At 69.0% G+C, this 12,259-nt stretch carries 11 protein-coding genes; 5 read left to right on the top strand and 6 right to left on the bottom strand.

Going from position 1 to position 12,259, the window contains the following annotated elements; translation table 11 throughout:
* Positions 1 to 17: 17 nt before the first annotated feature.
* From rplT to infC, 3 genes are all read right to left on the bottom strand, one after another.
* The gene (rplT, locus tag AB0H54_RS31595; RefSeq protein WP_019046423.1) at positions 18 to 404 is read right to left on the bottom strand and encodes a 50S ribosomal protein L20; all 387 of its coding nucleotides are present in this window, start codon (positions 402 to 404) and stop codon (positions 18 to 20) included.
* Positions 405 to 503: 99 nt separating this feature from the next.
* A complete protein-coding gene (gene rpmI / locus AB0H54_RS31590; RefSeq protein ID WP_218716546.1) occupies positions 504 to 701 on the bottom strand; it encodes a 50S ribosomal protein L35 in 198 nt (65 codons plus the stop codon).
* 31 nt (positions 702 to 732) lie between these two features.
* Complete coding sequence (infC, locus tag AB0H54_RS31585; protein WP_355281839.1) at positions 733 to 1,410, bottom strand: translation initiation factor IF-3; 678 nt, start codon at positions 1,408 to 1,410, stop codon at positions 733 to 735.
* Between the two features lie 359 nt (positions 1,411 to 1,769).
* On the opposite strand from infC, the gene AB0H54_RS31580 reads away from it, so the two are divergent.
* A complete protein-coding gene (locus AB0H54_RS31580; protein ID WP_355281600.1) occupies positions 1,770 to 2,111 on the top strand; it encodes a DUF1844 domain-containing protein in 342 nt (113 codons plus the stop codon).
* 513 nt (positions 2,112 to 2,624) lie between these two features.
* Here the strand turns inward: AB0H54_RS31580 and uvrA are convergent.
* A complete protein-coding gene (gene uvrA, locus AB0H54_RS31575) occupies positions 2,625 to 5,600 on the bottom strand; it encodes an excinuclease ABC subunit UvrA (protein ID WP_357350417.1) in 2,976 nt (991 codons plus the stop codon).
* A gap of 308 nt (positions 5,601 to 5,908) precedes the next feature.
* Here uvrA and AB0H54_RS31570 point away from each other — a divergent pair, with 308 nt between their 5' ends.
* Complete coding sequence (locus tag AB0H54_RS31570) at positions 5,909 to 6,541, top strand: response regulator transcription factor (RefSeq protein WP_110040453.1); 633 nt, start codon at positions 5,909 to 5,911, stop codon at positions 6,539 to 6,541.
* A 23-nt stretch (positions 6,542 to 6,564) separates the two neighbouring features.
* Here the strand turns inward: AB0H54_RS31570 and AB0H54_RS31565 are convergent, their stop codons facing one another.
* Positions 6,565 to 7,344 (bottom strand): hypothetical protein, encoded by a 780-nt coding sequence (locus AB0H54_RS31565; RefSeq protein ID WP_357350415.1) that lies wholly within the window; start codon positions 7,342 to 7,344, stop codon positions 6,565 to 6,567.
* A gap of 141 nt (positions 7,345 to 7,485) precedes the next feature.
* On the opposite strand from AB0H54_RS31565, the gene AB0H54_RS31560 reads away from it, so the two are divergent.
* Complete coding sequence (locus AB0H54_RS31560; protein ID WP_355281590.1) at positions 7,486 to 9,312, top strand: GAF domain-containing protein; 1,827 nt, start codon at positions 7,486 to 7,488, stop codon at positions 9,310 to 9,312.
* Between the two features lie 4 nt (positions 9,313 to 9,316).
* Here AB0H54_RS31560 and AB0H54_RS31555 read toward each other — a convergent pair whose 3' ends face one another.
* Positions 9,317 to 10,462, bottom strand: coding sequence for a beta-ketoacyl synthase N-terminal-like domain-containing protein (locus tag AB0H54_RS31555; RefSeq protein ID WP_357350412.1), 1,146 nt, complete (start codon positions 10,460 to 10,462; stop codon positions 9,317 to 9,319).
* Positions 10,463 to 10,594: 132 nt separating this feature from the next.
* On the opposite strand from AB0H54_RS31555, the gene AB0H54_RS31550 reads away from it, so the two are divergent.
* Positions 10,595 to 11,932 carry a diguanylate cyclase gene (locus tag AB0H54_RS31550; protein WP_357350410.1) on the top strand — a complete coding sequence of 446 codons (1,338 nt, stop codon included), beginning with the start codon at positions 10,595 to 10,597 and terminating at the stop codon, positions 11,930 to 11,932.
* Positions 11,933 to 11,945: 13 nt separating this feature from the next.
* Positions 11,946 to 12,257, top strand: coding sequence for an antibiotic biosynthesis monooxygenase (locus tag AB0H54_RS31545; protein WP_355281581.1), 312 nt, complete (start codon positions 11,946 to 11,948; stop codon positions 12,255 to 12,257).
* Positions 12,258 to 12,259 lie beyond the last annotated feature (2 nt).

The raw sequence follows: 12,259 nt of genomic DNA, 5'->3' as shown, positions 1-12,259 counted from the left end.
GCTGTGTGTCGTCAAGCTCAGGCAGCGGTGGCCGGGGCGTTGACGTCGGCGGGCAGCGCGGCCTTGGCGACAGCGACGAGGCCGGCGAAGGCCTCGGCGTCGGAGACGGCGAGCTCGGCCAGGATCTTGCGGTCCACCTCGACACCAGCGGCCTTGAGGCCCTGGATGAAGCGGTTGTAGGTGATGTCGTTCAGACGCGCGGCGGCGTTGATACGAGCGATCCACAGCTTGCGGAAGTCACCCTTGCGCGCCTTGCGGTCGCGGTAGGCGTAGGTCAGCGAGTGGAGCTGCTGTTCCTTGGCCTTGCGGTACAGGCGCGAGCGCTGGCCCCGGTAGCCCTTGGAGGCCTCGAGGATGGAACGGCGCTTCTTCTGAGCGTTGACGGCCCTTTTGACGCGTGCCACTTTTCAGTCCTTGATCATCTGGGGGCGCGACGGCGCCCGAGTTCGGTAGTTGTCGGCGTCCGGTTGTCCCGGCCGCGGAATCGTCAGGTTGCGACGGTCTCAGGCGAGACCGAGCAGCCGCTTCACGCGGGGGGCGTCGACGGCAGCGACGGACTCCGTGCCTTCCAGACGACGAGTCCGGCGGGTGGCCTTGTGCTCCAGGAGGTGGCGACGGTTCGCCTGCTCGCGAAGCAGCTTGCCACTGCCGGTCACCTTGAATCGCTTCTTGGCGCCGCTGTGGGTCTTGTTCTTCGGCATGGATTCCTCTATCTAGTCGTTGAAATCGGTGTTACTGCGGGTCGGCCGGCGCGGCCTGCTCGGCGGGCGCCGGGGTCTCGACCAGCGCAGCCGGCTCGGCACTGGCGGGACCGGTCGGCAACGGACGCGCCGGGGCCGATTCCTGCTGTGCCTTCACCCGCGTCTTCGCGCCCTTGTGGGGAGCGAGGACCATGGTCATGTTGCGGCCGTCCTGCTTGGCCGAGGTCTCGACGAAACCGAGTTCGGCGACGTCGGAGGCCAGACGCTGAAGCAACCGGAAACCGAGCTCGGGTCGCGACTGCTCACGACCACGGAACATGATCGTGACCTTGACCTTGGACCCGGCCTCGAGGAAGCGAACGACGTTGCGCTTCTTGGTCTCGTAGTCGTGGTCGTCGATCTTCGGGCGGAGCTTCTGCTCCTTGATCACGGTCTGGACCTGGTTCTTCCGGGACTCGCGCGCCTTCTGCGCCGTCTCGTACTTGAACTTGCCGTAGTCCATGATCTTGCAGACCGGCGGACGGGCATCGGGTGCCACCTCGACCAGGTCGAGATCGGCTTCGAGCGCGACGCGTAGTGCATCTTCAACACGCACGATCCCAACCTGTTCGCCGCCGGGTCCGATCAGACGAACCTCGGGAACACGGATGCGATCGTTGATGCGGGTCTCAGTGCTGATGGGGCCTCCTAGGTCAAGCGGTGTCGTCATAACGACCGCATGCAATAACTGCAACCCCTGTTTCAACACGAAAGCCCCGCTGCGGTATTTCTCCGCGACGGGGCCCGATGTCGACCGATCGCCCACAGCCGATGCCCTCACGAGCTCGCTGTCGACCCCTGCGTGGCAAGCACACAGGAAACCCGCCACATCGGGCGGGTGACCGGGACCGATTGCCGGAGTACGATTGCTCGTCGGCAACGGTGGGAGTCGGGCTCCACTTATCTGCCCCAGAGCTGCATGACACAACCAGGGGCGGTCGTCAGCGGAAAGTCTAGCATCGCATTCGGCTATCGCCGAATCGGCCTGGCACCGACAGCCCCCATCGGGGCCGCTATAGCCTTGTCGGCATGACTGACGAGCTCGATCCCCCCGTGCGCGACCTGGCCGACATCCCCGCCGTCGAAGTTATCAGCCGCGCCGCCGTGATGCTGATGAGTTCGGCCGCGGAGAAGCTGGGGCTGGCCGCCGACGACCCGCACTCCGGGGAGCACGTCGACCTCGACGAGGCCCGCCGGGTGATCACCGCGCTGGCCGGGCTGGTCACCGCGTCGGTGGAGTACCTCGGACCGCACGCGGGCCCGATCCGCGACGGCCTGCAGGCGCTGCAGCGCGCGTTCCGCGAGGCCTCCTCGGTGCCGGACGCCCCGGGTGCAGGGCCGGGCGAGAAGTACACCGGGCCGGTGTACTGAGCCGGTCTCACACAGACGAAAAGATCCGCCGGCGCAGCAGCGCCGGCGGATCTTTTTCTACAGAGGCTTACGGGGCCGCTCTCAGACCGTGGGGGTCGTGGTGGGCGGCGTGCCCGGGGTCACGGCGATGGCCGAACCCGAGGCGATCGCGTTGGCGAGAGCGGTGAAGATGCTGGCGAGGCCGGCGCTTCCGGTTTCCATGCTCAGTGGTTCCTTTCGATTCCGCCCGACTCAGGCAGTCGGCTTGGTGGGCGTGTAGGCCAGCGAGGACCCGCCACTGAGGAAAGACAGAATCTGGCCGATGAGCGCCGTGGTGGCTTCATCCATGGGGACGTTCCTTTCGTACTGCACGACACCCGCGATCGCGCCGCCCACGGGCACGAGACACCACTGGATGCCGGTTCGACTGACCGTTACTGTCCGGTATTCCGGCAACGGTGAGGCGAATGCTACCCACAGGTGTTTCACTTTGTCGCGTTTTCGGAAAGTCCCCGCGCGCGAGGTTATCCGGACTCAGCGCAGCGCGGCCGCCTTTCGCGCCAGCCGCTTGGCCGCAGCCGTCTCAGCAGGCGCTTTCTTCGCGGCGGGAGCCGCCTTCGCGGCCGTCTTCTTCGCTGTCTTCTTCGCCGGTGCCGGTGCCGCCAGCACCTCCTTGAGGAACTGTCCGGTGTAGCTGCCCGACACCTGGGCCACGTCCTCCGGCGTGCCCGTCGCGACCACGGTGCCGCCACCGGACCCGCCCTCTGGCCCCATGTCGACGACCCAGTCCGAGGTCTTGATGACATCGAGGTTGTGCTCGATGACGATCACCGTGTTGCCCTTGTCGACCAGCCCGTTGATCACCTTGAGCAGCTTGCGGATGTCCTCGAAGTGCAGGCCGGTGGTCGGCTCGTCGAGGATGTAGACGGTGCGCCCCGTCGAGCGCTTCTGCAGCTCGGCGGCCAGCTTCACGCGCTGGGCCTCGCCGCCGGACAGGGTCGGCGCGCTCTGGCCGAGCCGCACGTACCCGAGCCCGACCTCGACCAGCGTCTTGAGATACCGGTGGATCGAGGTGACCGGCTCGAAGAACACCGCGGCCTCGTCGATCGGCATGTCCAGGACCTCGGCGATGGTCTTGCCCTTGTAGTGCACCTCGAGCGTCTCGCGGTTGTAGCGGGCGCCATGGCACACCTCGCACGGGACGTAGACGTCCGGCAGGAAGTTCATCTCGATCTTGAGCGTGCCGTCACCCGAGCACGCCTCGCAGCGGCCGCCCTTGACGTTGAAGGAGAACCGGCCCGGCTGGTACCCGCGGACCTTGGCCTCGGTGGTCGAGGCGAACAGGGTGCGGATCTTGTCGAAGACGCCGGTGTAGGTGGCCGGGTTCGAGCGCGGCGTACGCCCGATCGGCGACTGGTTGACCTGCACCAGCTTGTCCAGGTGGTCCAGGCCGTTGATCCTGGTGTGCCTGCCTGGCACCTGGCGCGCGCCGTTGAGCTTGTTCGCCAGCACCGTCGCCAGGATGTCGTTGACCAGGGTCGACTTGCCCGAACCGGAGACGCCGGTGACCGAGGTGAGCACGCCGAGCGGGAACGCGACGTCGATGCCGGTCAGATTGTGTTCGGTGGCGCCGACGACGGTCAGCCTGCGCTTCTTGTCGATCGGACGGCGCACCATCGGCACCTCGATCTGCTCCCGGCCGGAAAGGTAAGCGCCGGTGAGTGATTCGGGTTCGGCGAGCAGTTCGGTGTAGGGGCCGCTGTGCACCACCCGGCCACCGTGCTCGCCGGCCAGCGGGCCGATGTCGACGACCCAGTCCGAGGCGCGGATGGTGTCCTCGTCGTGCTCGACCACGATCAGGGTGTTGCCCAGGTTCTTCAGGCGCAGCAGTGTCTCGATGAGCCTGCGGTTGTCGCGCTGGTGCAGGCCGATCGACGGCTCGTCGAGCACGTAGAGCACGCCGACCAGGCCGGACCCGATCTGGGTGGCCAGCCGGATACGCTGCGCCTCACCGCCGGACAGGGTCGCGGCCGCGCGCGAGAGCGTGAGGTACTCCAGGCCGACGTCGAGCAGGAAGCCGAGGCGCGCCTGGATCTCCTTGAGCACCTGACCGGCGATCGCGGCCTCGCGCTCCCCCAGCGTCAGCGAGTTGAGGAAGTGCGCGCACTCGCCGATCGACAGGTCGCTGACGTCGGCGATCGACTTGTCGGCGCCGTCGGCGGCCAGCGTGACGGCCAGGATCTCCGGGCGCAGGCGGGCGCCGTGGCACACCGGGCACGGCACGTCGCGCATGTAGCCGTCGTAGTGCTCTTTCATCTGCTCGGACTCGGTGTTGTCCATGCGCCGGTGCAGGAACGGCATCACGCCTTCGAAATCGGCGTAGTAGGAGCGCTTGCGGCCGTACCGGTTGACGTAGGAGACGTGCACCTGGTCGGAACTGCCCTCGAGCACCGCCTTGCGGGCCTTGGCGGGCAGGTTCTGCCACGGGGTGTCCATCGAGAAGCCGATCGACTCGGCCAGGCCCGACAGCAGCCGGTTGAAGTACTCGGCGGTCTGCCCGCGCGACCACGGCGCGATGGCGCCCTCGGCCAGGCTCAGCTCCGGATCGGGGACCACCAGTTCCGGGTCGACCTCCTTGCGGATGCCGAGACCGGTGCAGTCGGGGCAGGCGCCGTAGGGCGAGTTGAACGAGAACGAGCGCGGCTCGAGATCCTCGATGTCGAGCGCGTGGCCGTTCGGGCAGGCCAGGCGCTCGGAGAAGCGGCGTTCCCGGTCGTGGGCGTGTTCGTCGCGGTCGACGAAGTCGAGCACCACGATGCCGTCGGCCAGCCGCAGCGCCGTTTCGATCGAGTCGGTGAGCCGCTGCTTGGACGCGGACTTCACCGCGAGCCGGTCGATGACGACCTCGACGTCGTGCTTCTCCTGCTTCTTCAGCTTCGGCGGATCGGTGAGCGGATACACCACGCCGTCGACCCGCACGCGCGAGTAGCCCTGGGTCTTGAGCTGGTCGAACAGGTCGACGAACTCGCCCTTGCGGGTCCGCACCACCGGCGCGAGGACCTGGAACTTGAGCCCCTCCTCCATCGCCAGCACCTGGTCGACGATCTGCTGCGGCGTCTGCTTGGCGATCAGCTCACCACACACCGGGCAGTGCGGCGTGCCCGCGCGCGCGTAGAGCAGGCGCAGGTAGTCGTAGACCTCGGTGATGGTGCCGACCGTGGACCGCGGGTTGCGGTTGGTCGACTTCTGGTCGATCGACACCGCGGGCGAGAGGCCCTCGATGAAGTCGACATCGGGCTTGTCCATCTGCCCGAGGAACTGGCGCGCGTAGGCCGACAGCGACTCGACGTAGCGGCGCTGCCCCTCGGCGAAGATCGTGTCGAACGCCAGGCTCGACTTCCCGGAACCGGACAGACCGGTGAACACGATCAGGCTGTCACGAGGCAGATCGAGGTCGACACCTTTCAGGTTGTGTTCCCGAGCTCCGCGCACAGTGAGGCGTTCCGCCACCTGGTGAATCCCTTCTCCATCGTCATCCGCCGACCGGACATGAACCCCCGCTCGCCATGCTAGGCCGACCCACCGACAGAAATGTTCGAGCGCTGACCCGCTCGCGGTCGCGACCCCTCCTGTTCCGCTGGTCGGGCGCCGTGGCCTGCGCCGTCGTCGCCTGCGCGACGGCGCCTGGCCGACGGGTGGCCTGCCCCGCCTCGGGGTCGGGGCGGGGTGGCCGAGTTCCCGGTCTGCGCCCACGATTTCAGCCCACGGATTATGTTTGACGGCAGGGGTGGGGCGATCGACATGATGAAGGAGCCGGCGTGCTCGAGGTGTTCCTGGTCGACGACCACGAGATCGTGCGGCGCGGCCTGATCGATCTGCTCGAAGGTGATCCAGAACTCAGGGTGATCGGCCAGGCCGGTGGCGTGGCCGAGGCGATGGTGCGTATCCGCGAGGCCAGACCCGATGTGGCGGTCCTCGATGTCCGGCTGCCCGACGGCAACGGCATCGAGCTGTGCCGCAACCTGCTCGCCGAGTTCGAGGACCTGCGCTGCCTGATCCTCACCTCGTTCTCCGACGAGCACGCCATGCTCGACGCGATCCTGGCCGGTGCCAGCGGCTATGTGGTGAAGAACATCGACGGGATGAAGCTGGCCGACGCGATCAAGCAGGTCGGCGCCGGCCACTCGCTGCTCGACACCCGCGCGGCCGACGCCCTGCGCGCCCGGCTGCGCCGCAGCACCGAGCCCTCCGGCGCGCTCGCCGGGCTCACCGAGCAGGAGCGCCGATTACTCGAGCTGCTCGGCGAGGGACTCACCAACCGGCAGATCGCCGCGCGGATGTTCCTGGCCGAGAAGACGGTGAAGAACTACGTCTCGCGCCTGCTGGCCAAGCTCGGCGTCGAACGCCGCACCCAGGCCGCCGTGCTGGCGACCAAGCTGCGCGAGCCGTAGCGATCAGGCGCGAGCCGTGCGCGTCAAGAAGGGACGACGATCGTCAGGTCGCCGTCGTAGCGGCGGTAGAGCAGGTTGCCGCGGCCGGTGTGGCTGTCGGTGAAGAACAGGTACGGCAGGCCCGCGGTGCAGAGCACGTCGGAGGCCTCGTCCTCGGCGTAGACCGGCGCGGCGTCCTGGACGACGCGGACCGGCATGGCGCTGGCGGTCAGCGGCAGCTCGGCCGACTCCCCCGCCGCGGCCGTGTGCCGCTGCCTGGCCAGGCTGACACCGTGCGGATCGGCCCAGGTGACGATCGCGTCCTCACCCGTCTGGGCATCGGTGAACAGGTAGGCGTCGTAGTCCATCGCGTCCAGCACGGTGCTGGCTTCCAGCGGCGTGCCGGTCATCAGCGCGCAGTCCTTGCGCCGGATGATCGGGCGGGTCTCGGTGATCTGGGCCAGCGGGCGCCGCGCCGGATCCGGCCACGCGCCACGCGCTTCCTTGCCCGCGCGCCGGGCCAGCTGACGATCGAGCCGCTCGGCGGCGAAGGTGACGGCGAAGCCGCCGGGACCGGTGACCTGCACGCGGGTGAGCGTGTCGTTGGTCCGGATGTTGGCCTGCACCAGGGTCGGCTCGTCGGAGCCCTGCGGCGCGGTGACGCGCACGCGGGCCGGACTGTCGAGGTGATGCCTGCGCATGACGCGGGTGATGGCGCGGACCGCGCGGGTGACGTCCTGGGGTGGTACCTCGCCGCAGGTGGTCACCGCGAGCTCCGGGTCCGCGGCGGTCGTCCAGTGCTGGGTAGTCGACAACGAATTCATCTCTTGCCCCACTTCTCGATCCCTATTCCCGGTGCCCTATGCCACCATGGGGGCCCTTGTCGGTGAAGGGCCGAAAGTCCCCACCTTGCGGACTAGACTTTGCGTTCGACGGTTGGGGTGGCGCGGCGAACGGATACGGCGATGACGAATGACGGTCGGGGTGGCCGCTATTCGGTGGGCCGGACGGTCTCCCAGCAGCGACTGCGCGCGCTGCTCGGCGAGGTGGCCGATCGCGTCGAAGTGATGATCGGTTCGCGCGACCGGATGGACGGCCTGGTCGAGGCCATGCTGACCGTCACCGCGGGCCTGGATCTCGACGAGACCCTGCGCACCATCGTGCGCACCGCGATGAACCTGGTCGACGCCCGCTACGGCGCGCTCGCGGTCCGCGGCCACGATCAGCAGGTCTCGCAGTTCATCGACGAGGGCATGCCGGACCAGATCCGCAACCGGATCGGGCGGTTGCCCGCGGGCCACGGCGTGCTCGGCGCGGTGTTCGCGCAGAAGGCGCCGCTGCGCCTGGACGATCTCACCGAGCATTCCTCCTCGATCGGCTTTCCGGCGGGACACCCGCCGATGCACACGTTTCTCGGTGTGCCGGTGCGCATTCGGGACGAGGTCTTCGGCAGTCTCTATCTGACCGAGAAGTCCGACGGCCAGCCGTTCACCGAGGAGGACGAGGTCCTGGTGCTGGCGCTGGCGGCCGCGGCGGGGATCGCGGTCGACAACGCGCGCCTCTACGAACAGGCGCGGACCCGCCAGGCCTGGATCGAGGCGACCCGCGACATCGCCACCGAGTTCCTCGCGGGCACGGAATCGGACCGGGTGCTCGCCCATGTCGTCGACCACGCCCGCGGGCTCACCGGATCGCATCAGGCGTTCCTGGCCTCGGTGCCGGTGCCGGACGAATTGCCGGGCGAGATCTCGGAACTGGTGATCACCCAGTGGACCGGTCCCGACGCGGGCCAGGACTGGCAGACCGTCCCGATCGCCGGCACCGCCCTGGGAGACGCGTTCAGCAGACGCACCCCGCTGCGCTTCGACGACGTCTCGACGGTGCCGCTCGGCGTCGAGTTCCCCGGTGCCGAATTGCCCGGCGCCGGACCGGCGCTCGTCCTACCGCTGTGCACGCCCGACGCCACCCTCGGCGTACTGGTGACGATCCGGCCGCCCGGTTTCGCCCCGTATTCGGACGAGATGCTGGAACTGACGGCGGCCTTCTGCGATCAGGCCGCGCTGGCGGTCCGGCTGGCCGACGCGCAACGGCGGATGCGCGAACTCGACATCGTCGCCGACCGCGACCGCATCGCCCGCGACCTGCACGACCACGTGATCCAGCGGCTGTTCGCCATCGGCCTCACCGTGCAGGCCACCCTGCCCAAAGCCGTGGTTCCCGAAGTGCGGCAACGACTCTCGACGGTGATCATGGACCTGCAGGAGGTCGTGCAGGAGATCAGGACCTCCATCTTCGACCTGCACGCCAGCGGCCCCGACCACAGCGCCGGACTCCAGCAGCGGCTCGAGGTGGCGATCCGGCGCCAGACCGCCGACATCGCGTTGCGGGCCACCATCCAGGTGTCGGGTCCGCTGTCGGTGCTGGACCCGCAGCTGGCCGATCACGCCGAGGCGGTGGTGCGCGAGGCGGTGAGCAACGCGGTGCGCCACTCCGGCGCCGATACCGTCGCGATCGTCATCGATGTGGCCGACGACCTGACGATCACCGTCACCGACAACGGCTGGGGCATCCCCAACCATGTCATCCGCAGCGGGCTGCGCAATCTGGAACAGCGCGCGCAGGAGGCGAGCGGGCACTTCGACATCGGGCCTGCGCAGCGCCCCGACGACGACGGCAACCACCCCGAGATGCCGGGCACCCAGCTGCGCTGGGCGGTCCCACTGCCGCAGGATTCGCCGACCACCGGCGGCTACGCGCTGGCCGGCGGCCCGGACGCGGGCGAGGGCGACTGACCGCTCAGGCGGGCCCGAGGACGACGGCGGCGTTGTTGCCACCCATTCCCATCGACAGTTTCACCGTCGGACCGCCGGTCATCGGAGCCGGGCCGTCCAGCAGCCGCGGGTGCGCGGGCGCCACGATCGGTGCCGAGGCGGCGATGCCGCGGTCGTAGGACAGGGCGATGGTGGCGACCTCGACGGCCGCGGCCGCGCCCTGGCAGTGCCCGGTGAGCGGCTTGAGCGCGGTGATCGCGGGGCGGTCGGCGAACACGGTGGTCAGCACGTCGCGTTCGGCGGCGTCGCACTGGCCGGTGCCGGTGCCGTGGACGTTGACGTAGTCCACGTCGGCCGCCGCGATCCCGGACACGGCCAGCGCGCGCTCGGTGCAGCCGACCAGCTGCGTGTGGTCGGGGTCGACGGAGACGACATGGAACGCGTCGTTGGTCATCGCGCCGCCGAGGACCCGGGCATAGGGGGTGTCGACGGCGTCGGTGAGCAGCATCGCCACCGAGGCCTCGGCCATCGTGAAACCGAGCGAGCCCTCCTGCAACGGCCTGCACGCCGTGAACGGGTCGGCGGCACCGACCGCGGCGCCGAGCCGGACGAAGTGTTCGAGCATCTCCGGCGTCGCGGAGACGTCGGTGGCGACGCACAGCACGTCGTCGACCAGGCCGGCCTCGCGCCACATCTTCGCGGTGAGCAGGGCGGCGGACCCGGTGCTGCAGGCCGCCGAGACATTCATCGCGGGCCCGTGGAAGCCGAATTCCTGCATGATCACCGAGATGGGGGTCGACGGCAGCATCCGCAGATAGTCGCGGGATCGCCGGTGCCCGTGGTCGGTCAGGTAGAACTCACGCCAGTCGGCGACGTCACCCAGGGTGAACCCGTGCACGAGACCGACGGTGCGCCCCGCCGCGCGCCAGCCGCGCGCCCGCGCGTCGGCGACGGCTTCGGCGGCCGCGGCGTGCACGGCGCGCCCGAACAGGCCCGCACCGTGGGCGAGATCACCGCCGTCGGGGATCCGGCCGACCCAGGCGTGCTGGTCCCGTTCGGGGCCGTACCCGGGGTAGAGCCGGGCCGACGGCTTGCCGCCCAGGACCCCCTGCCACAGCGCTTCACGGCCCCAGCCGAAGGCGGAGACAACACCGATCCCCGCGATCGACATAGAATCGGGACGGTGGACCATGCCGCCAGGACGCATGTCCGGTTTCACATCGCTCCTCGCGGATCTGATCGAGGGTCACCACAATAGTCCTGTTCGCCGTCGCCAGACCAGGTCGAGATCGGGGGTATCGCAGTGGGAGAAACCAATACGGACTCGGCGAGCGCCGAACAGCTCGCCCAGCGGTACCGCTCGCTCGTCGAACACACGCCCGACGCGATCTGCGTGCACGAGGCGGGCACCGTGGTGTTCGCCAACCCCGCGATGGTCCGGCTGCTCGGCGCGGAAACCCCCGATGACCTGCTCGGACAGCCCATCACCCGGTTCGTCCATCCCGAGTCGATTCCCGCCATGCTGGACCGGATCGCCCAGCTGACCGCCGAGGGTGCCGCCTCCCCGCCGACCGAGATGGATCTGGTGCGCTTCGACGGCCGCACGGTGCCGGTGCAGACCGTGTCGGTTCTCACAGCGTGGCAAGACGCACTCGCCTACCAGGTGGTCGTGCACGACCTGACCGCCCAGCGGGCCGCGGAGGCCTCGGCGCGCCGGGCGGAGGCGCATTTCACCACGGTGGTCTCGCAGCTGGAGGAGGGCGTGCTCGTCGTCGATCCGCGCGGCCGCGTCGAGTCGATCAATCCGGCGGGCAGGCGGATCCTCGGCATCGACGACGCCACGCCGGTGATCGGGCACGTCATCGACGAACTGCCGCTCGCCCTGATCGACCGCAACGGGCAGCCGATGTCCACGGCCCGGCATCCGATGGCGCACACCCTGGCGACCGGCGAGGCCGTCACCCAGTTCATCTTCGGCGTGGAGCGCACCGACGGGCAGCAGGTGTGGCTGTCGTGCAACTGCCGGCTGCTCAACCCCGACACCCCGCACTCCTCCGGCGTGTCCTCCTTCGCCGACATCACCGAGTTCCGGGCCAGCAGGCGCCAGCTCGAGTACCAGGCCACCCACGACGCGCTGACCGGGCTGGCCAACCGCTCGCTGATCCTGTCCCAGCTCGCGGCCGCGCTGGCCGACGAGGACGGCAGCCTGGTCACCACCGTGCTGTTCATCGACCTCGACGGCTTCAAGGCGATCAACGACACCCTCGGCCACGCGATCGGCGACACGGTGCTGCAGATCGTCGCCCAGCGCCTGCAGCGCGCGCTGCGCGCCGAGGACCTGGTCGGCAGGCTCGGCGGCGACGAGTTCCTGGTCCTGCTGTCCGGGCATCCCGACCGCGCCGATCTGCCCGGTCTGATCGAGCGGCTGCGGACCACGATGGCCGAGCCGATCATCGCCCGCGGGCACCGGCTGGAGGTGAGCGCCTCGATCGGCATCACCGAGCTCGGGCCGCACGAACACCGCACCCCCGAGGCGGTCCTGCACGACGCCGACCTGGCGATGTACCGCGACAAGCCGTCGGGTCATCGTGAGCTCGGTCTCGGTCAGAATCGTCGATCGAACAACACCCACGCGTCCTGACAGACTGGTCGGCGTGATCATCGAACAAGCGGTGCTGCCCGTTCGCCCCGGTCTCGCCGCGGAGTTCGAGGCGGCGTTCACCGAGGCCGCGCCGATCATCGAGTCGATGCCCGGTTTCGGCGGGCTGTCGCTGTCGCGGTGCGTCGAACGGCCCGACAGCTACCTGCTACTGGTGCGCTGGGAGCGGCTGACCGACCACACCGAGGGTTTCCGTGGATCGCCGGAATACCAGCGCTGGCGGGCACTGTTGCACCACTTCTACGACCCGTTTCCCGTGGTCGAGCACTTCACGCCGATCGTCGGTGACGATCTGTTCGCCGAGTAGAC

The sequence above is a fragment of the Nocardia sp. NPDC050718 genome, assembly GCF_040654235.1.
Classification (GTDB): Bacteria; Actinomycetota; Actinomycetes; order Mycobacteriales; family Mycobacteriaceae; genus Nocardia.
Note: the sequence above shows the minus strand (reverse complement) of the source record. Positions and strands in the feature narration are given on the sequence as shown.